The following is a 20,979-nucleotide window of genomic DNA, read 5'->3' as shown; positions in this document are numbered from 1 at the left end:
CGGGCCTAGCGCAGGCCGTCCATAAAGCTCTGCGCGATCGAGCTCCACGAGGTGTAGAAGCCGCCCACCATGTTGGCGGCAATGCCGACGAGAAGCGCGGCGCTTACCGTGGCCGCCCCGAGGGAGATCAGACGCGCTAGGTATCCGAGTACCCGGAGCGCGGGACGCGGTACAGAGGCGAAGAGACCCGAGCGTTGCGCGCGGTGACGCGCCCGGTGCGGATGGTCGTCGGCCTGTTCGCGCTCGTCGTCGTGACGGTGCAGCTGCCAGCGCGGCGCGACAGTCCACGCGACCACGAGTGAGACGAGCACGCCGGCGATCAGGAGGCCCAGCGTCAGGTACCCGTTCGGGGCGGTCGGCCGGACCTCGTGCGTCACGGTCGTCACCGGGACGATGGACGCGCTGGCGTCGGAGGACTGTGCGGTCGCCGCCGTCGAAGCGGCGCCGACGGCCCGGGAGACCCGGTCGGAGGACCCCCACCACGCCAGCATTGTCGGAATGTGCTCGCGCCACAGCGGGCCCGCGTGCCCGCCGCTCGGAGGGACGTCCGTGGTGACGCTGTCGGGTTCCTTGACGGTTGAGGCCATCTTGAGGGCGGTGTACGCGCCGCCAACGGCGTCGTCGCCGGCGGCCATCGCGTAGATGCGCATCCCGTCGGGGGTGCGATTTGCGAGCATGATCGACAGCGTGTTGTCGGCCAGGTACTGGTCGCCCTGGTTGGTCATCTGTCCCTCGATCTGCGTGTCATAGCCGGACAGCGAGGCGGCGGCGCCGTAGGTCTCGGGCGTACGCAGGGCCGTCCAGATCGCGCAGTAGGCGCCGGCGGAGAAGCCGCCGATCATCCAGGCGTCGCGATTGGACGTCGTATTGGGGAAGTTGTGTCGGATCATCTCGGGGACGTCGTGGGACACCCACGTGTAGACGGCGGGGCGCCCCTCGATGTCGGCACAGTCGTGGGCCTCCTCGTCGACGTTGAGGGAGGGGCCGACGATGATTGTCGGCGGGATGATCCCCGCGTCGATGGCGTTGTTCAGGGCTTCCTGTACCTGCGCGCCCTGCATGGTGCCGTCGGGGCCGCCGGGGTAGCCGTGGAGCAGCTCGATGACCGCGTAGGTCTTGCCGTCGGTGGGGGAGTAGTCGCGTGGGGTGATAACGAAGACGTCCTGGGTGATCCCGCTTGACGGGCCGGTCCAGGTGGTCTGGAGCATGCCGTCCTCGGTCTTTGTGAAGGTTGCGTCGAGTTCGGATGCGGCAGCGGACTGCGCGTTGACGTCGGCCTCGCCGCCGGATTGGGCGGTTGTTCCAACGGTGGTCGACAGGGCGAGTTTCGCTAGATCCCCGCTGGTCTTCACAAGGCCGAGCGAGCGATTGAAGACGAGCGCCCCCGCGGACGCGATAAGGATCGTAGGCACGAGGAGGATGACCGCGCGTCCCAGCCACCGCCTCGTGCGTCCCGGGCAGCGAGCGGGGGCCGATCGGGCGAGTAGGACCGCCCCCGCCAATAGAGACAGAACCGCCAGGACGGCGACCGCTACCAGGGTTTTGATCGAGGTCAGGGGGATGCTTCCCAAAACGCTCATCGCTGCTCCTTTCCGCCCCCATCGGACGAGGCCGTGGCAGCGAGCGCTTCCGCGTCGGGAGCGCTCTCCCGGGAGGCGGCGCGCGTCGATCGCAGGTCGCCGACACCCTTCGCGGCGAGCTTGGCAAGGCCGCCGGCGACGGAGGCGACGAGCGTGAGGGTCTGCGCAGGGGATACGTGGGGAACGTAGGCGTGCGAGATGGCCAGTCCGACCGTCGCGAGGGATGCGGGATCCGGCACCGCCAGGTACAGGGACTGCGTGCGGGGCTTGAACTTGCGCTTGAACGCGTGCAGCGAGGTGAAGCCGTAGAGCGGCTCCATGATGGCGGCCAGCGCGTCGGTGAGGGGGCCAAAGGCCGAGGTGTCATCGGCCGAGCGCGACAGGGGAGCACCCGACAGAGACAGGATCTCGAGCCCCTCTTCCTGTGCCGCCAGGGCGGCCTTGCCGATGAGGAACTCGATCGCGGGACGCCACCCGGTCGTGCGCCGACGCATGACGTCCAGGGTCAGGCCGACGACTGTTCCGTCGCGGTAGATCGGCAACCACGAAGTCACGGCGTGGATCGTCGACTCCTCGTCGATGGCGACCAGGATGCGCGTCTCGGGGACCGCAAGCTCTCGAACACCACCGAGCGTAAAGCTCATCTCAGGCAGGGCCTTGTCGTCGCTCCACGTATCGGAGATGACGGTGATCTGATCGCGCCAGCCCGCCGGGCACTCCTCCCAGGTAGTCCACACGGCCTCAACGCCCTCGCGGGACGCGTGGTTCATGGCGGTGCGCACGTCCTGGTAGGCCTTGCCCTTGAAAGCGAGGCCGGGCAGGTCCAGCAGTGACTCCTCGGCGACCTGCATGATCGTCCAGCCCTCCTCGCGCGCGGCCTGCGCGAGTTCCTCGTGGACCGAGTAGAGCGCGGGGGTCAGGCCCGAGTCGGACGCGAAGGCTGAGAACAGCGCGATCGCCTCGGAGGCCTTGCCCGGCTCGTACGCCAAGTCTGTGACCGTCAGCGCGACTCCGCCCGATCCGCGGTAGGCGACCCCGGCCTCGCCGGTAGGGGAGACCCACACCTGGTTGCCCTCCCAGGTCTGCATCCACCCGAGGGTGCCCGCTCCGTGGGCGCGCAGGAGCGGCGTGAGGCTCTCGAGCGGCGAGGACAGCGGGATACGGGGCCGAGCGAGCAGCGCGCTCAGGATGATCGCGAGGGTGCCGACCCAGGCGACGAGGGGAACCCACAGGACGGGCGCCTCGGCGAAGAGAGTCATCGGAACCAGGGATGGCTCGAAGATCGAAGCCGTCGCCGTGGGGAGCAGCGCGAGGGTGTAGTCGTGGAGGATCTGCAGGGGAGACGCATAGTCGGTGACGGTCAGGTCGTCGCCGGAGTTGAGGGCCTCGAGGGGGACGAACGAGTCGCTCGTGAGGAACCCGAGGACGAGGACCGCGCCCGCGCAGCCGACCATGAGGAGCAGCCAGCGCCGCACCAGGGTCGAGGTCGTGGAGGGCTCCGCGTGAATCGTGAAGGAACGGCGCACCCACCACGTGATGACGCACAGGGCAGCGTTGAGGATCACCGGAACGAGGAGGAGCGAGGCCGTGGTGACGAGCTCGGGCCTGGCCATCCCGTTCTCGTCGGTGCCCTGGGTGAGAGCGACACCCGTCGCCGCGACCGTCGACAGGCCGAGGACCAGCTGGAGAATGAGAGTACCGAAGTAGGCGGCGCGCCTGCCCTTACGCAGCCCGTACGCGAAGATTAGCTGGAGCGTGATAGGGGCCAGACACAGGAGAGTTGTGATGACGCCCGTGCGTCCCTCGAGCCACCACGCGGGGCCCAGCGACCACCGCATCTGAGCGAGCGGTCCTTCGGGGGCCGAAGAAACAACGGTCAGCGCCGCAGCGCAGGCCCAGCACAGCGCGGCAACGGAGGCGAGCTGGCGTCCGATCGTGATGTCGTTTCCGGAATCGCTGCGCGCCCCTCGAACCCCAGCCAGGCGCGCGGCGACCATGCCCGCGAGGAGTGCCCACACGCGCGCATACGAGATCGCCGATCCGAGGATCGCCGCCGACAGGAGGAGGATTCCGATGAGGAGGAAACGAGCGCGCCAGCGCCAGTGAGAGGCCAGTGACTGCGCTGCGGCGCCCACGAGGGCGACGAGGATGAGGCTCGTGCCCCACAGGCTCCCCGCATCGATCGTCTGCCCCCACATAGAGAACACCCTGGTGAGCAGGGGGAGTGTCAACCAGGTGGCAGCGATGCCGACGACCTGGCCGGCGGCAGCTGCGGCCACCCATGCGCGTGTGCCCAGGTGTCGCTCCGCAGCACCGCCCGCAATGATCATCGTGACGATGCCGAGCACGGCGGTGGCGATGAAGTTGCCGGGCACCGCGCCGACGGAGGAGAGAACCGACCACCAATGGGGGCCGGACGGGTCGGCCTCGAGGGCAGTGAATTGATCGCGCCACACCCAGTAGGTCGCCGACACGATCGTCAGGGCGACCGTAAGGACTGCGGTTGCCGGGCATCGTGACAGCCAGCGGATGGTGAGGTGGGCCAGCGACGAAAGCAGCAGCCACACAGTCTGCAGGGATGCTCCGATGGGGGAAGTGATCCTGACGAGCGTCGATGGTGCGCCGTCGGTATCGGGTGTCTGTGTTGCTTCCTGTACCACGGGCGAGTGTCCTCTCAGCGTCAGTTTCGAGCCACATCAAGGATACGGCGGCGATCTGAGAACCACCTGAATGCTGTCTGTGAGTGTGTGGCGATGACGACAGTGCGCCGCGCCGTTGAAGACGCGGGGCACCGCTTCGAATGGGTTAGGCGTTCAGGGTTGCGAATTCGGCGAGAGCCAGGGGGCGCCCGGCGCTCATCTCCGCACGCATGAGGTCCACGACCGCGTCGAGGCCCTGGCCGGGGCGAGCGGCCGCCGCGACGGCCCGCTGACGCTCGTAGGAGGCGCCGATCGTCAGGATCGTCTCCAGTCCGGCGAACTCGCGTGCGCAGTTCAGGTCGGCGGCCACGGGGGCCAGCTCTTCCTTCAATCGCGCGATGCCCTCGCGCGCGCTCTCGGTCGCGCCGTCGCGCGACACGATCAGCGTCGCGTCCATGCCGTAGCGCGCCGAGCGCCACTTGTTCTCAGCGACGAACCAATCCGGCAGGGAGGGAAGCGGCTCGCCCGCGTCGTACAGGCGCGAGAAGTGCTCGACGAGGACGTGGGTGAAGGCCGCGAAGGTGGCGACCTCGGTCGCGTTCGTCGCAGCGTCGTACACGCGGTTCTCGATCGTGCCGAAGGCCGGCGAGGGGCGGATGTCCCAGCGGACTTCGTCGAATCCCTCGATGACGCCCGTGCGGATCATGTCGTCCGTGTAGGCCTCGAGGTCCTCCCACGTGGCGAACTGGCGCGGGATGCCGGCGGTGGGCAGCTGCTGGAAGACCATCGCGCGGTTGGACGCGTAGCCCGTGTCCTCGCCCGCCCAGAAGGGGGACGACGCGGAGATGGCCTGCAGGTGGCCCAGGTGGGCGGTGAGGGCGGCCTGGATCGGGAGGATCTTCGCGCGGTCTTCGACGCCGACGTGCACGTGGACGCCGTACAGGAGCATCTGGTGTCCCCAGTAGGCGGTGCGCTCCACCAGCTGCGCGTAGCGCTCCGAGTCGGTGACGCGCTGGCGGCCCGGGCGTGCGAAGGGGTGCGTGCCGGCGGTGGCCAGGTCGATGCGCAGGTCCGAGGCTAGGGGGGTCAGGTAGTCGACGCAGTCCATGAGGTCGGCCATGCACTCGGCGACGGTTGCGCGCGGCTTGGAGACGACCTCGATCGTGTTGAGCAGCATCTCGCGGTGGACGCCCGGGTAGAGCTTCCCGTCGGTCGTGGCGCGGTCAATGATTGCGTCCGCGCTCTGACGCAGATCGTGGGAGTCGCGGTCGACGAGCTGGAGCTCCCACTCGACACCGATCGTGGAACGCTGGGAGGAACCGAAGGGCAAAGACATGTCAATCCTTTCGCTTGCTTCCTCCATTGTGGCAGGGGAGCGAGCGGTGTCGGCGGAGAGCTTTCTTACAGGTTTTTAGCCAACCGTCGGCAGATGATCGCGCGGTGGCGCCCGTCCACGCGCGTCGCGATGACGGTCAGCTGCTCGTCGCCTCCGCCCAGTTTCAGCGATTTACGCAGGTCGTCGGGGTTGATGTCGGCGCCGCGCTTCTTGATCTCGACGCTGCCCGCGCCGCGCGTGCGTAGCTCGGCGGAAATCGCCTTTGCTCGCAGGTTGGTCACTGCGAGGACCTCGAAGCGGTCGTAGAAGGGGGAATCGGGCAGGTCATCCCCGGTCAGGTAGGCGATCTTGTCGGACACGATGCCCGCGCCGACCTCGTCCGCGAGGCGTCCCAGGAGGCCCGAGCGGATAACCGCGCTGTCGGGCTCGGCAACCATTGCGCCCAGGGGAGCGACCTCCACGCGGGCTGCGGGGGCGTTGGGTGCGTACCCCTCGGGTGTGGAGAGCGAATGGGCGGCCCCGGCCTCGTCCAAGAGGAGGCAGGAGCGCCCACGGCCCTCGGGGGACAGGGCGGGGGACCAGAGCGAGGCCTCGACGAGATCACCGTCCACGCTCACCCACTGCGCGTGCCAGGAGGAGGGGATGTGCTCGTACGCGATGCCCGGCGCCACCTTGATGCCGACTCGTTCGATCGTGGAGGCCCAGCCGAGGGCGAGCGAGAGGGGAGGAGACCACTGCTCCGGGTCCGTGATGCGCGCCGACCCGCGCGAGGCGCCCGTGCGGCGGGCCGGGTCGGCGAAGATTGCGTCGACGCCCTCGGCGGCCAGCTCGTCCATGTCGAGGTCGGTGACGTCCCCGAGGCGCACCTCTGCCCCTTCGAAGGCTCGCAGGTTCGCGGCCACGGCGCCGGCGGTATCGGGATCGATGTCGACCGCCAGCACGTTCATGCCCAGGCCGGCGATCGCCATGGCATCCGACCCAATGCCGCAGCCAAGGTCCGCGACGCGCGTCGCGCCGCAATCCCTGAATCGCTGAGCGTGGCGGGCTGCCACGACGAGGCGTGTCGCCTGCTCGAGGCCGTCGCGGGTGAACACCATGTGAGAGGCAAACGGGCCAAATTTTGAACGCGCGGCCTGGCGCAAGGCCAGCTGGGTGAGGACTGCGACCACGAGGTCTGCGTCGAGGCCGGAGGCGCGCAGGGCGGATCCGAGCTCGGGCAGCGGGATGGGGTTGGTGGCCTGCTTCGCTTGCAGGGACTCCAGCAGCTCCCAGCCGGGGGAGGACAGAATGGGTGTCAGGGCGCTCACCCGCTCATTGTCCCATCTCTTTAGGGACGAGGCCGTGCGGGGCCTGCGGACGGGTGCGGGCGTCGTCTGCCCAGGGTGAACGCCCCTGGCACTCAGCTTGCCCGAGTGCCAGGACCGCGCCTACACTCGTGGAGGAAGCGCGGGAACACCCGCGACCGGTCCTGCACCTGACCCCCGCGACGGCAGGGAAAGGACGAGCACCTTCGTGACAAAGAAGAAAGGGAGCGACAATGTCGATCTCCATCAAGCCCCTCGAGGACCGCATCGTCATCCGCCAGGTTGAGGCCGAGCAGACCACCGCCTCCGGCCTGGTCATTCCGGACACCGCCAAGGAGAAGCCGCAGGAAGGCGAAGTTATCGCCGTGGGCCCCGGCCGCGTGGACGACAACGGTAACCGTATCCCCGTCGACGTCAAGGTCGGCGACGTCGTCATCTACTCGCGCTACGGCGGCACCGAGGTCAAGTACGACGGCCAGGAGTTCCAGATCCTGTCCTCGCGTGACGTGCTGGCGGTCGTGGAGCGCTGAGCGCTTCGCACCTGAACGCTACAGGGGCGGCCCGGAAGGATTCCTTCCGGGCCGCCCCTTTTGTTCGTCTCTCCCGCGCCGAGCATCCGTGCGGCGCGGGGCCTCGCGTCAGGACGCGGACTGCGCCGCCTGGTCGAGGATGGTGTTGCGGATGTAGGCGGCGTCGCGGTAGCCGCTGACGAACGCCTTGTTGATGAACATCGTGGGCGTGCCCGTGATGCCGGACTGGTGGGCCTGTTCCTTGGCCGCCTTCACCTTGGAGGCGGTGTGGTCGGAGAGCATCGTCTCGCGGAACTTGTCCAGGTCGGGCACACCCGCCTTGGCTGCAAAGTCAACGAGGGCCTGCTCGGAGTACTGGGGGTGACCGGTCGGGTCGGCCGCTGCGTACACCACGTCGTGGAACTCCCAGAACTTACCTTGCTCGCCCGCAGCGATGCCCGCCTGGGCTGCCAGGGGAGAGGTCTCGGTGATCTGGGCCAGGTCGTACCACTCCACGCGCAGGGTGCCATCCTCGACGAGGTCGGCCAGCGCGGGGTCGACGTCCTGGGCGTACTTCGTGCAGTAGGGGCACGCGAAGTCCGAGAAGAGCACCATTGTGACGGGGGCATTCACGTCGCCCTTCGCCTGCGGGTCGTCAGCCTGGTGGCGCATGAAAGACTTCATGATCTCCAGGTTTTTGGCGTTCGTCTGGCTGGGGGCCGCCGTCTCCGTGTTCTGCGGCATCTGTTCGGCCGCGGTCGGCGTGGCCGCCGGGGTTGCCTGGCTCGCCGGAGAGGTGGAGGAGAGCTGAACACCCATCCACACGCACGCGCCCGCGAGGATCGCGGTGATCGGTGCGGTGACGAAGAACAGGGTCTTGTACAGGTTGGTGGAGGTGTCCTCAGCCTTTTTCTGCGAGGCCTTGGTGTCGTTGCTGGTCATGCGAGCTCCCGGAGAGGATGGGCGTTGTGGCGGGCAGTAAAAAGGTGCGGCATCGCGGTGGCGATGCCGCACCGGAAAAATGGATGCGCGTTAGGAGACGCGGCGACCGCGTCCGGAGGAGCGGATCTCTTCGCGTCGTTCTTCTTCAGTCATTCCACCCCAGATGCCGTAGGGCTCCTGAGCGGCCAGAGCGTAAGACCGGCACTGCTCGATAACCGGGCAGGTCGCGCAGATTGCCTTAGCGTTTGCTGCACGGCGTCGGCGCGTGGAGCCGCGCTCACCCTCGGGGTGGAAGAACAGCTCGGTGTCCAGGTCTCGGCACGCCGCTTCGTACTGCCATTCCCACGCGTCGATCATGGGTCCGGGCAGACGGGAGACGTCAGTCATTGGGTGCCTCCTTCATGTCTGTCGTGCCGACATTTTCGGCACACGATGTCGGCAAGAATAGACACTTGTGCGGTAGTTATTCAAGGATCTTTCTCGAATTATGAGCCAGTTCTCAGATCGAGCGTGCCCGTGCTGTGAAAACGTGGAGAAACGTATGGCGCGCAGAGTGAACAGATTATGAATAACTTTTTGAACAACTTGGATGTGGGTGACATGTCCCTTCCTGTGGCGTGCGCGCTGCGAACACGCAAGAATCAGAGCAAGGCACGGACAAGGACCGGAGGGAGCGGACATGCCACGAGCCATACTGGCGCAGTCGGCGCACGCCGACCGCTCCCGCACCATGTCCTCTGTCTCCGATGAACTGGGAGTATCCCCCTCCACCCTGCGCACCTGGGAACGACGCTACGGCCTCGGCCCCGCGCAGCGTGAGACTGGCGAGCGACGTCGCTACCAGCCCGAGGACGTTGACCGTCTGCGCGCCATGATCCACCACGTGCGCGCCGGCATGTCCGCCGCCGAGGCCGCCAAGCGCGCCCTCGCAGAAAGTACGCTCCTGCCCCGTCGAGGCCCAGCGAACGCCGCCCAGCTGCGCTCCGTCGCCCTCTCCGATGACTACCAACGCCTCGAAGAAGTGATCGAGGCGGCCGTCGCCAGCCATGGCCTCGTCCATACGTGGTCGCGATTCGTCGAACCGACCCTCAAATCCCTGCGCTCCGCTCCGGGCGGCGAACCCATCGGCAGCACGCCCGCCCTCATGCTGGTCAACGCCTTCCAGCGCGTGTGCCGCTCCATCTACCAGTCTCGCCCGGCCCGCTCCCTCGTCGGAGGGGACCGCGTCGCGATCATCTCCGACTCGCTCCACGAGACCGCCGCCCAGGTCATCGGCGTCGCTCTGGCCTGGTACGGCTGCGACGTGCGCATGCTCTCCAGCGAAAACTACGGCGGCATCAGCACCACCGAACGCTTCCGCGAGTACGTGCGCGGAGGCGTCCCCGCCCTCACTGTCGTCCTCGGATGCGGTCCCGAGTGCGCGCAAACGGTAGAAAATCTCGTCGCGCGCTACGGAGTGCCGACGATCATGGTGGGAGCGGACGCCCCCGAGATCCTCTCGCCCCAGGTGCAGCGCGTGCGCACCATCAGCGCCTGCGTCGAGGAAGCCCTCGCCCTCCTTGCGCCCCAGGCCGACCTGGAGCTCGTCGGCCGCTCCTGACGCCTTGACGGCTCACTCGCAATTGTGCCCTCAACTGCGCGCACGCGGCCCCCACCTCCACCCGCGGTGCCTGGACAGGTGATACCGTGAAGGCACGTACCGGCAGGAGAACAGTCATGAACGCCCCCTGGAACAACGAAGATCTGCGCCGCGCTTTTGACGCTGATTTTGACGCGCTCGTCGCCTTCGCTTCCCGGTCGAAGGCGCGGGTCGGTTTCGCCTTCCTGCGCGCCGACGGTCAGGTCGATCTCGGGCGTCCCCTCGACGCGCGTATCAGCGCGCGCATGACCCACGTCTTCGCCCTCGCGCAGATGCGAGGCATTGAGGGTGCCGCGCACCTCGTCAACCACGGCCTGGCAGCCCTCGCAGGCCCCCTGCGCGCTCCGAATGGCTCCTGGTACGCAGAGGTCGTGCCCACGTCAGAGAACAGCGCCACCCCCGTTCCCCGCGCGGTATTTTCCCAGCGTGCACAGTCCGCGATGATCGGTGCGGCTGCCGCTGCCGCCATGGTCGGGCACGAGGAAGCGCGTGACCTGCTCGCCGACCTCGAAGCGGACCAGGATCAACGCTGGTGGGACCCGTGCGCCGGAGCCGTGCGCGAAGAGATTGATGCCGCGACCGGCTCCCGGTCGCCCCTGCGTCGACTCTCCACCAACCTCGACACTGCCCAGGCCTACCTGGCCGCCTGGGAGGCGACGGGGGAGCGCGTCTGGTTCGACCGCGCGCGCTCGATCCTGCGCCTCGTCGGAGAGATCGCCGCGCGCTGCGCCTTCGCCCTGCCCGACCTCTACGACGAGGAATGGCGACCCCTGCCCGCCTCCTGCGATCAGGCTCCCGTTGAGCTCATCCGACCCGGAGATACGCTCCCCGGCCTCGGCTTCAAGGCCGCCCGCCTCATCGGGCAGACCTACGCGATTCTCACGCACATGGGCGAAAAACCCGGCCCCTGGATGATCGACACCGCGACCGCCCTCTACGACCGTGCCCTCGCCGACGGATGGACGGACGAGGGCGTGGGCGGCATCGTCTACACCCTCGATCCCACAGGCGTCGTCGCCGCCCCCCAACGCATGCACTGGGTCGTGTGCGAGGCTGCCAGCGCCGCCCGCGTCCTCGCCGAGGTCGTGGACCCTTCGCGCGCCGAGGACCTCGCCGTTGACTACGCTCGCGCCGTCGCTTGGGCCGACTCCCACGCGCGCGCCGGCATGGGCCGTTGGATCCACGAGGTCGCCCCCGACGGCTCCGTCTCCATGCTCGTGTGGGAGGGGCGCCCCGACGCCCTCACCGCCGCCCGCATGCTGGCACGAGGCGCCGCCCCGATCCATCTCACAGTCACCGGCGCGACCGCAGCCCGCTACGCCTCCCAGGCCAGCCAGAGCGCGTCCTCCTGACGGTCCCCGAGGGTCTCCGGCCTCGTCCCCCGATGCCCGGCTTCGAGGCGTGCGTGGAAGCGACTACGCGAAAGCGCCACCGACCGCCTACAATTGGCCCATGGGAGAACTCGCTACACATGATCCTTTCGGCCTGACCGGCCTCACCTACGACGACGTCCTGCTCCTACCCGAGCTTACGGACGTCGTTCCTTCATCCGTTGACACGAGCAGTCGCCTGACGAAGAACATCTCGCTGCGCATCCCGCTCCTGTCCGCCGCCATGGACACCGTCACCGAGGCGCGCATGGCCATCGCCATGGCCCGCCAGGGCGGCATCGGTATCCTTCACCGCAACCTCTCCATCGAGGAACAGGCCGCGCAGGTCCGTCAGGTCAAGCGCAGCGAATCCGGCATGGTCGAGGATCCGGTGACCGTCGGCCCCGACGCCACCATCGACGAACTCGACAGCCTCTGCGGTCACTACCGCGTCTCCGGCCTGCCCGTCGTGAACGAGGACGGCGCCCTCCTGGGCATCATCACGAACCGCGACCTGCGCTTCGTCCCCCAGGATCAGTGGGCTACCCTGCGCGTGCGCGACTGCATGACCCCGCGCGATCAGCTGGTCGTCGGTCAGGTCGGCATCTCCCGCGAGCACGCCAAGCACCTGCTGGCCGAGCACCGCGTTGAAAAGCTGCCCATCGTCGACGACAACGACCACCTGACCGGCCTCATCACCGTCAAGGACTTCGTCAAGACCGAGCAGTACCCCAACGCCACGAAGGACTCGCGCGGGCGCCTCGTCGTCGGCGCGGCCGTCGGCTACTGGGGCGACACCTGGGAGCGCGCCACCGCCCTGGCCGAGGCCGGCGTGGACGTCCTCGTCGTCGACACCGCGAACGGCGGCGCCCAGCTCGCCCTCGACATGATCCGCCGCATCAAGGCCGATCCGACCTTTGCTGGCATCGACATCATCGGCGGTAACGTCGCCACGACCGAGGGCGCGCAGGCGCTCATCGACGCGGGCGTCGACGCCGTCAAGGTCGGCGTGGGCCCCGGCTCGATCTGCACGACCCGCGTCGTCGCGGGCGTCGGCGTCCCTCAGATCACCGCGATCCACCTGGCCGCCAAGGCCTGCGGCCCCGCCGGCGTCCCGCTCATCGCGGACGGCGGCCTGCAGTACTCGGGTGACATCGGCAAGGCCCTCGTGGCCGGCGCCGACACCGTCATGCTCGGCTCCCTGCTGGCCGGCTGCGAGGAGTCCCCGGGCGAGGTCGTCTTCACCAACGGCAAGCAGTTCAAGCGCTACCGCGGCATGGGCTCGCTCGGCGCGATGAGCTCGCGTGGGCGTAAGTCCTACTCCAAGGACCGCTACTTCCAGGCCGACGTCACCTCCGACGACAAGATCGTCCCCGAGGGCATCGAGGGCCAGGTGCCCTACACCGGCTCCCTCGCCCAGGTCATCTACCAGCTCGTCGGCGGCCTGCACCAGACCATGTTCTACCTGGGTGCCTCCACGATCTCCCAGGTCAAGGCCAACGGCCGCTTCGTGCGCATCACCAGCGCGGGCCTGCGCGAGTCGCACCCGCACGACGTGCAGATGACGACGGAAGCGCCGAACTACCACTCCTCTTCGGCGAGGTAATCGCAGACAGAGCGTTCGGAATGGGCGGGAGCAGTCGGTGGGCTGCTCCCGCCCGCGCTATCCTAGGGGTGCGAAAACTCACAACACCGCAAAGGAGCTGCTCAGATGCTCATCCTCATCGATCACGCGAACGTCGATTCCATCGCCAAGACCCTGGAATACCTGCCCATCGACGGCGTGACCACCAACCCGACGATCCTGTACCGCGAGGGCAAGGAACCCCTCGAGGTCTTGCACTCCATCAAGTCGCTCCTGCCCGACGGCGCTCAGCTGCACGTCCAGATCGTCTCCCAGCGTGCCGATGACATGGTCGCCGAGGCCCGCGCCCTGCGCGGCGAGATTGGCGGCAACCTCTTCATTAAGCTCCCCGTCACGCGTGAGGGCTTTGCCGCCATCCCGCGCATCGTGCGCGAAGGCATGCAGGTGACCGCGACCGGCATCCACTCCTCGATGCAGGGCTTCATGGCCGCCAAGGCCGGTGCCCGCTACGTTGCCCCATACGTGAACCGCATGGACAACTACGGCATTGACGGCGTGCGCGTCGCCTCCGAAATCCACCGTACCCTGCGTTCCTACGACCTGAAGGCCGACGTCCTGGCCGCGTCCTTCAAGAACTCCGAGCAGGTCCTCGAACTGGTCCGCCAGGGTGTGGGTGCCATCACCGCCGCCCCCGACGTGCTGGCCGCGCTCATCAAGAACCCCGCGACCGACGCCGCCATCGCGGACCAGAACCGCGACTTTGGCTTCCTCGTGGGCGAGCGCCGCACGTGGCTGGACCTCATCAAGGAAAAATGAGCCTTGTGTAGAGGCCCGGGGGTGGTGTTCCACCTCCGGGCCTCTTCCATACTCGCATTGCTGCTGCGCCACCGGTGTTCCGGGCGCCGTCGGGCCCGCCCGCCCGCTCGCCGTCCGCGCCGCGAGCTTCGCTCGGCGCGTCGGCTCGAAGCCCGGCCAGGCCCCGCGGCCCCGCCGGCGCCCTCCCCGCTGGTGGCATCCGAGAGGCAACGAAAACGGGGGCCGGCGCCCGACCCCCGCCCGAAGCGTTCTTACTCCTGGTCGTCTCCGCGGCCTCGCGGCGTGATCTGTGGCCACTCGCGATCGATGTTCGCGTCCTTGCCCTGCTTGCGCAGGTACTTCTCGAAGTCCTCGGCCCAATCCTGGTGAGCCTGGAGCTGGTAGTCCATGAGTTCCAGGGCGCTCATGGACGCCAGCTGCGGGTACTTGTCCACCATGCCGGCGAGCACGTCGAGCGTCATGGCCACGTCGACCTCGGCCGTGTGAGCGTCGGGGGAGGCGACCGCCCCGTAGACGGGCGCCATCTCTGTCAGCGTCTTCTTGCCCTTGCGGAAGCGGTCGAGCTTACGATCCAGGACGAGCGGGTCGACGACGAGCATGGGCGCGCCCTCCAGGCGTTCCTCGAAGGAACCCAGGCGGTGGCGGCGCAGCTCCTGGTTGACCAGCGTGATGTCGTAGGTCGCGTTGAAGGCGACCACCGGGTAGCCGCGCAGCCAGTGCTCGACGATGGAGCCAGCCAGCTCGTGCAGAACCTCCTCGATGGGGCGGCCATCGCGTCGCGCCTGCTCGGTCGTGATGCCGTGGACGGCCGTGGCCTGCTCGGGGATCTCGACGCCCGGGTCGGTCAGCCACGTGGCCACCTGGTCGGGGGCGCTGATGCCGCTGCGGTAGGAAGCGCCGTCGATGCGCAGCACCAGCGCGGCGGTGACGAGACGATCCTTTAGCGCGCGCACGCCCGTCGTCTCGGTGTCAAAACCCATCCACGGGTCGTCGATCCAGCTCATGATTGCTCCTAGCCTTGCCGGTGACTCCAGTGTGGCAGACGGTGGGCACATCTGCGTCCCGTAGGCAGTAGAATCGGGTCATGAGCGACGAAGTGGAAATCGGTCGTGGCAAGCGCGGACGCCGCGCCTACACGCTGGACGATATCGCCCTCGTGCCCTCGCGGCGCACCCGTGACCCCGAGGATGTCAACGTCGGCTGGCAGATCGACGCCTACCACGTCGATATCCCCCTGATGGCGGCCCCGATGGACTCGGTGATGAGTCCGGAGACCGCGATCGCTTTCGGCCGCCTCGGCGGCATCGGCGTGCTTGACCTGGACGGCCTGTGGACCCGCTACGAGGACCCCACCCCGATCCTCGACCACATCGCTCACCTGGGTGAGGAGGAGTCAATCGCCACCCTCCAGCGCGTCTACTCCGAGCCGATCAAGCCCTCGCTGATCACGGAGCGCCTCAAGCAGCTGCGCGAGGCCGGCGTGGTTGTTGCCGGAAAGCTCTCGCCTCAGCGCGTGCAGAAGTACTGGCGCGCGGTTGTGGACGCGGGCGTCGATCTATTCATCATTCGCGGCTCGACGGTGTCCGCCGAGCACGTGTCCTCGCGCCGCGAGCCCCTCAACCTGAAGCGCTTCATCTACGAGCTGGACGTCCCCGTCATCGTGGGCGGCGTCTGCACGGACACGGCGGCCCTGCACCTGATGCGCACGGGCGCGGCGGGCGTCCTCGTTGGCTTCGGTGGGGGAGCGGCTCACTCGACGCGCCAGTCCCTGGGCGTGCACGCGCCCATGGCGACGGCGATCGCGGACGTGGCCGCGGCCCGGCGCGACTATATGGACGAGTCCGGCGGCCGCTACGTGCACGTCATCGCCGACGGCGGCATCGGCCGCAGCGGCGACCTGTCGCGCGCGATCGCGTGCGGCGCGGACGCGGTCATGCTCGGCGCCGCCATCGCCCGCGCGGAGGAGGCTCCGGGACGTGGCTGGCACTGGGGCTCGGAGGCGACCCACCCGGACATGCCGCGCGGCCAGCGCGTTCACGTCGGCACGACGGGCACGCTCGAGCAGATCCTCTACGGCCCCTCGACGCGCGCGGACGGCTCCCTGAACTTCGTGGGCGCCCTCAAGCGGACCATGGCCTCGACGGGATACTCGGAGGTCAAGGACCTGCAGCGCGCCCAGGTGGTCGTCTCCCCGTACTCGGCGTCCTGACTCGCGCTCACTGAGCGTGACGAGGCCTGGGCTGAGCGCGACGAAGCAACGGCCCGTAACGACGCCGGGCTGAGTTTGACGAGGCCGGGGTGCCCGCGCGCTCGCGGGTGCACGCCCGCCCGCTTGCGCCTTGTATTTTCGAGAATATTCTCAATCGCTTCCGCACGTTTGTGCGTGAGGCTACACTTGTCATAACTCGTGTTGCCGTTGGTAAAGACGCCTGCGGCACGGGGCTCGTCGGCCCCTCACGGTGAGGTGAGGTTGAGAGGACATCCCGATGAAGTGCGGGACACGATCACTAGCTGTATTCGGCGCGCTCGCGCTGTCCGCGATTGGGCTTGTGCCTGCCGCATGGGCGAACGAGGCATCCCAGTCCGGTTCCGCGCAATCGGGTGAGGCCAGCCCCGGCCTCGTCGATACTCCGATCCCCGACATCCAGGCCGTGGGAGAGGGGGATGATTCCACGATGGTGGGGACCACCGTGACGACTCTCGGGGTCGTGACGGCCGCGTACCCGGCCGCCGAGTCCGGGCTGGGCGCGACCCTGGACGGCTACACGATCCAGACCCCCGGATCGGGCGGCGCGTGGGAGCCGGGGCGCACACGCTCCGACGGCCTCTTCGTCTACGCGGGCAAGAAAGGCGAGATCCCGGCCCCGGGCACCTGCGTGCGCGTGACCGGCACGGTCGGTGAGTTCCCCGCGACGAGCGCGAAGGACAACCCCCAGAGCCTCACCCAGCTCGCCGTGACCTCCGTCAGCGTGGTCGAGGGATGCCAGGCGCCGACGCCCATCCCGGCGTCCAACGTCCCCACGCCGGACGAGGCGGAGGCCCTCGAGTCCATGCTCCTCGCCCCCCAGGGCACGTGGACCATCACCGACAACTACCAGACAAACCAGTACGGCACCCTGACCCTCACCCCGGGTGAGAGCCCGCTGCGCTCGGCCACCGACGTGGTGGCTCCCGGGCAGGCCGCCCGCGACTACGAGGCTGCCAACGCCGCCCGCGCCATCGCCCTTGACGACGGCACCAATACGAACCTGCAGAAGGGAGCGGCGACCGAGGTCGCCTACGCCTACCTGGCGAACGGTTCGCCCGCGCGCGTCGGCTACCACGCGGCCTTCACCAAGCCCGTGATCCTCGAGCCTCGGCACGGGTCCTTCGTCTTCCAGCCGACCTCCATGGTCGCCGGGCACCCCGACCGCTCTCCCGTGACCATCACCGGGGAGCGTCCGAGCGCACCCACGGTCGGTGGCGACACCCGCGTGGCGACGTTCAACGTCCTCAACTACTTCTCCGACCTCGGCGTCGACGAGGCCGGGTGCACGGGATATCCCGACCGCACGGGCGCCTTCGTGACGGCGAAGAAGTGCAAGGTGCGCGGTGCATTCTCGCGCGAGGCCTTCGCCAACCAGGAGGCCAAGATCGTCTCCGCGATCAACGCGCTGGGCGCTGACGTCGTCGCCCTCGAAGAGATCGAAAACCCCGTTGCCGTGGGGGTCGGGACAGACCGCGACGCGTCCCTCGCGCGCCTCGTCGAGGCCCTCAACAAGGACGCGGGAGCGGGAACGTGGGCGTACGTGCCATCGCCCGTTGCCGTGCCCGAGGCCGAGGACGTCATCCGCGTCGCCTTCATCTACAAGCCCGCGACCGTCGCCCCGGTCGGCCCCTCGCTGATCCACGACGACCCGGCGTTCACGGGCCTGGCGCGCCAGCCTCTCGCCCAAGAGTTCGCGCGCGTCACCGCCGAGCGATCCGCGCCCGCCTCCTTCGTCGTCATCGCCAATCACTTCAAGTCGAAGGGATCCGTGCCCGAGGGCGCTCCTGCCGGCAATGTTGATAGCGGGGACGGTCAGGGCAATGCGAACGCGATCCGAGTCGCCCAGGCGGGCGCCCTGGCCTCCTTCGCCGCCCGCTTTGCGGACAAGCCGACCCTGCTCGTGGGCGACTTCAACTCCTACTCGCAGGAGGACCCGATCAAGGCCCTCGAGGCTGCGGGCTGGGAGCGCGTCTCCGGCGCGGGCGAGGCCTCCTACGTCTACGCGGGACGCTCCGGATCCCTCGACCACGTTTTCGCCAACGCGGCCGCGAAGCCACTCCTCGCGGGGGTGACCAGCTGGGCCGTCAACGCCCAGGAGTCCATCGCCTTCGAATACTCGAGGGCCGGCATGAACGCCCACTTGGCGATCGAGGCCGACAACCCCTACCGATCCTCGGACCACAACCCCGAGCTCATCGGGCTCACCCTGCTCGGTGGGGACGCCCCGGCCCCGACGCCGAGCACTGAGCCGTCCGCCGCCCCCAGCGTGGCCCCCTCACCGAGCGCAGCCCCGTCCGCGTCCCCCGCGCCCGCTCCCTCGCGGCCAGCCACGGCCTCGTCCCGAAAGACGCCCACGCGCGCCGCGACGGTGGGCGGCCTGGCGCGCACCGGTGCGGACGCCGGCCCGGCAATCGGCATCGGCATCCTCCTCGCCGCCCTCGGCGGCGGACTCATCCTCCTCTCGCGCCGCCTTCGCCGCCGCGGTTGACACCACGAACTCCACACTCACCACGTAGGACGCGGCACCGACGCCGCCCCGATGAAAGGAACACACCCATGCGCAGACCATGGACTCGCCTCGCGCTCGCCTCGGCGGCCGCACTCTCCCTGGCGTCCCTGCCAGCCACAGCGCTCGCGGCACCGCAGGATGAAGCCTCACGGAACGAGGTCTCGCCCATCACCCTGGACCTCTACACCCTCACGGACGTGCACGGACACATCCAGCAGGTCGCCAAGAAGGGCGTCGTGCGCGAGGCCGGGTTGCCCGCGATGAACTGCTACCTGAAGAAGGCGCGCGCGACGAATCCCAACTCCTCGTTCACCCTGCTGGGAGACAATATCGGCGCGTCCCCCTACATCTCCGGCGCGCTCAAGGATAACCCGACCATCGCGGCCCTCAACACGATGAACCCCTTGGCCTCGACGATCGGCAACCATGAGCTGGACATGGGGCAGGCCGTCTTCAAGCAGCGCGTCGATGGCTCCAACCCGAGCGAATTCGTGCAGGCGACCTTCCCCTACCTGGGGGCCAACATCGAGGGCATGGGCACCTACGGTGACGGCATCCCGTATCTGGGGGACTACAAGGTGTGGATGTCGCCCTCGGGCATGAAGGTGGCGTTCATCGGTGCAATTGCTCAGGACGTGCCCTACAAGCTGAGCCCCGGAACGACTGAGGGCCTGACCTTCACGGACCCGATTGCGCGCATTAACTCGCTGGCTGCGCAGCTGAAGACCAGCGGACAGGCCGACGTCGTCATCGCCATGCTGGACGACGACGTGAAGAACAACTACACGAAGGTCGGCAAGGACGTCGACGGCCTCATGGGCGGGGACACGCACGTGCCCTACGAGTTCGACCACGTCAACTCGGTCGAGGCCTTCAACTCCGCGAACCCGCGCCTGGCGGGCATCGCATCGGGTTCCTACACGGACAACCTGGGTCTCATCCGCCTGACGATCGACCCCGCGACGCGTCAGGTGACCAGCGCCGACTCAATCCTCATCCCGGCCGCCGAGGTTGCCCAGTGCGGCGCGGATCCCGACACCCAGGCGATCGTCGATAAGGCCGAGGCCGACTCGAAGGAAGCCGGCAAGCGCGTCGTCGCTACCGGGTACACGGAACCCTTCAGGCGTGGAGTCTTCACGACGCCCGAGGGGGCAACGGACCCCGGGTCGAACCGAGGCATCGAATCCTCGCTGGGGGACCTGGTGGCCGACTCGCTGCGCGAAACCATCCTCACCCCGAACGGAAAGAGCGTCGACATCGGCATGATCAACGCGGGCGGCCTGCGCGCCGACCTGGTGCCGAACGAGGACGGCACGATCACCTACGCGCAGACCTACGAGGTCGAGCCCTTCTCCAACGAGCTGGGGTACGTGACCCTCAAGGGATCGGACGTCAAGGACGCGCTCGAGCAGCAGTGGAAGACGGACCTGAACTCGCAGAACTCTCGGCCCATGCTCAAGCTCGGCCTTTCCTCGAACGTGCGCTACACCTACGACCCGACCAAGCCCTACGGGGAGCGCATCACGTCGGTGACGATCAACGGTGAGCCGTTGAAGGCCGACGCGACGTACACGGTCGGCTCCGTGACCTTCCTGCTCGCCGGCGGTGACTCCTTCGAGGCCCTGACCCGCGGGGGAGCGGCCACGACGAACGGCAACCTGGACCGCGATTCCTTCAACGCCTACCTGGGCGCGCACTCGGGTGCGGCCGCCCGCTCGATCCAGGCCACGGGCGGTCTGGCGCCGCGCGAGGCCAAGTCCTCCATCGGCCTGACCCTGCCCACCGAGGCGGTGGCTGACGGCTCGACGGTGACGATCCCGCTGCGTGGCCTGTCCTTCTCCGAGGGGCCCTCCATCACCTCGAAGGTGCGCGTGAGCGCCGGGGGAGCGCAGGCCGTGGCCGAGGTCGACAACTCCCTCGTGGATGCGCACGCCTCTGACGCTGCCTCGGTGATCACGACGGATGGCGCGGGGCAGGCGAGCGTGGACGTGACGGTCGTGGGTGCCTGTGAGGGCAAGGCGGCCGGCGAGGTCGTGAACGTCCCCGTCACGGTCGCCACCGATTTCGCGACGGTCGTCGAGGCCGGGGACGGCCTGACGATCCCCGTGACCTGCGCGGGAACGGCGGCGCCCGACCTGAGTCCGTCGGCCGATGCTGCGGATGGTTCCCAGTCGGGTAACCAGGCAGCACCTTCCACGCAGCACAAGAACACGAAGGGGCCCAAGGGCTCCCTGGCCCGCACGGGTGCGGACGTGGGTGGCCTGGCCGGGGCGATGTTTGTCGGAGCGATCGGCGTTGCCGGGGTGTTCGCCCGGCGCCGCTTCAATCGTTACCAAAGCGAAAACAAGTAGACCTTGACAGGGGAGGGGCGGCGCGGGAGACTCGGATCAGACGTAAAAGTCGATCATGACAAATGTTCACGCAGCGGCTGCGTGGACATGATCCGCGGCCCGCGCCGCCACCGGTTCAAGGAAGAATCCACATCAACGGAGGAAAACACTC

15 protein-coding genes are annotated in these 20,979 nt (G+C 68.3%); 8 read left to right on the top strand and 7 right to left on the bottom strand.

Features of this window, described 5'->3' with window-relative positions; translation table 11 throughout:
• Nucleotides 1–5: 5 nt before the first annotated feature.
• The 4 genes from FBF35_RS08470 to FBF35_RS08455 form a co-directional block, all read right to left on the bottom strand.
• Entirely contained in the window at nt 6–1,580 is a 1,575-nt protein-coding gene (locus FBF35_RS08470; protein WP_060565754.1) for an alpha/beta hydrolase, read from the bottom strand.
• On the bottom strand, nt 1,577–4,240 hold the full coding sequence (locus FBF35_RS08465; protein WP_060565753.1) for a bifunctional lysylphosphatidylglycerol flippase/synthetase MprF: 2,664 nt from the start codon (nt 4,238–4,240) through the stop codon (nt 1,577–1,579). Before FBF35_RS08465 ends, FBF35_RS08470 begins: the two co-directional genes overlap by 4 nt.
• A 145-nt stretch (nt 4,241–4,385) precedes the next feature.
• Entirely contained in the window at nt 4,386–5,555 is a 1,170-nt protein-coding gene (locus FBF35_RS08460; protein WP_060565752.1) for a glutamate--cysteine ligase, read from the bottom strand.
• Between the two features lie 65 nt (nt 5,556–5,620).
• Nucleotides 5,621–6,862, bottom strand: a complete 1,242-nt coding sequence (locus FBF35_RS08455; RefSeq protein ID WP_060565751.1) for a class I SAM-dependent methyltransferase — start codon at nt 6,860–6,862, stop codon at nt 5,621–5,623.
• A 230-nt stretch (nt 6,863–7,092) separates the two neighbouring features.
• On the opposite strand from FBF35_RS08455, the gene groES reads away from it, so the two are divergent.
• Nucleotides 7,093–7,389, top strand: a complete 297-nt coding sequence (gene groES, locus FBF35_RS08450) for a co-chaperone GroES (RefSeq protein ID WP_003790486.1) — start codon at nt 7,093–7,095, stop codon at nt 7,387–7,389.
• A gap of 108 nt (nt 7,390–7,497) precedes the next feature.
• Here groES and FBF35_RS08445 read toward each other — a convergent pair whose 3' ends face one another.
• A complete protein-coding gene (locus tag FBF35_RS08445; RefSeq protein WP_060565750.1) occupies nt 7,498–8,310 on the bottom strand; it encodes a DsbA family protein in 813 nt (270 codons plus the stop codon).
• A gap of 90 nt (nt 8,311–8,400) precedes the next feature.
• Nucleotides 8,401–8,697: a WhiB family transcriptional regulator gene (locus FBF35_RS08440; protein WP_003790481.1), complete on the bottom strand. Its 297-nt coding sequence runs from the start codon at nt 8,695–8,697 to the stop codon at nt 8,401–8,403.
• A gap of 292 nt (nt 8,698–8,989) precedes the next feature.
• On the opposite strand from FBF35_RS08440, the gene FBF35_RS08435 reads away from it, so the two are divergent.
• The 4 genes from FBF35_RS08435 (at nt 8,990) to FBF35_RS08420 (ending at nt 13,720) form a co-directional block, all read left to right on the top strand.
• Nucleotides 8,990–9,910, top strand: a complete 921-nt coding sequence (locus tag FBF35_RS08435; RefSeq protein ID WP_060565749.1) for a MerR family transcriptional regulator — start codon at nt 8,990–8,992, stop codon at nt 9,908–9,910.
• Nucleotides 9,911–10,026: 116 nt separating this feature from the next.
• A complete protein-coding gene (locus tag FBF35_RS08430; protein WP_060565748.1) occupies nt 10,027–11,301 on the top strand; it encodes an AGE family epimerase/isomerase in 1,275 nt (424 codons plus the stop codon).
• 100 nt (nt 11,302–11,401) lie between these two features.
• Nucleotides 11,402–12,925, top strand: a complete 1,524-nt coding sequence (guaB, locus tag FBF35_RS08425) for an IMP dehydrogenase (protein ID WP_060565747.1) — start codon at nt 11,402–11,404, stop codon at nt 12,923–12,925.
• Nucleotides 12,926–13,030: 105 nt separating this feature from the next.
• The gene (locus FBF35_RS08420) at nt 13,031–13,720 is read left to right on the top strand and encodes a transaldolase family protein (RefSeq protein ID WP_060565746.1); all 690 of its coding nucleotides are present in this window, start codon (nt 13,031–13,033) and stop codon (nt 13,718–13,720) included.
• A 251-nt stretch (nt 13,721–13,971) separates the two neighbouring features.
• On the opposite strand, the gene FBF35_RS08415 is transcribed toward FBF35_RS08420, so the two are convergent.
• A complete protein-coding gene (locus FBF35_RS08415) occupies nt 13,972–14,724 on the bottom strand; it encodes an exonuclease domain-containing protein (protein WP_060565745.1) in 753 nt (250 codons plus the stop codon).
• Between the two features lie 80 nt (nt 14,725–14,804).
• Here FBF35_RS08415 and FBF35_RS08410 point away from each other — a divergent pair, with 80 nt between their 5' ends.
• From FBF35_RS08410 to FBF35_RS08400, 3 genes are all read left to right on the top strand, one after another.
• Entirely contained in the window at nt 14,805–15,929 is a 1,125-nt protein-coding gene (locus FBF35_RS08410; protein WP_060565744.1) for a GuaB3 family IMP dehydrogenase-related protein, read from the top strand.
• A 277-nt stretch (nt 15,930–16,206) separates the two neighbouring features.
• Nucleotides 16,207–18,456 (top strand): ExeM/NucH family extracellular endonuclease, encoded by a 2,250-nt coding sequence (locus FBF35_RS08405; protein WP_138134129.1) that lies wholly within the window; start codon nt 16,207–16,209, stop codon nt 18,454–18,456.
• 68 nt (nt 18,457–18,524) lie between these two features.
• Nucleotides 18,525–20,828, top strand: a complete 2,304-nt coding sequence (locus FBF35_RS08400) for a bifunctional metallophosphatase/5'-nucleotidase (protein WP_060565742.1) — start codon at nt 18,525–18,527, stop codon at nt 20,826–20,828.
• Nucleotides 20,829–20,979: the final 151 nt, after the last annotated feature.

The organism is Schaalia odontolytica, assembly GCF_005696695.1.
GTDB lineage: Bacteria > Actinomycetota > Actinomycetes > Actinomycetales > Actinomycetaceae > Pauljensenia > Pauljensenia odontolytica_C.
Note: the sequence above shows the minus strand (reverse complement) of the source record. Positions and strands in the feature narration are given on the sequence as shown.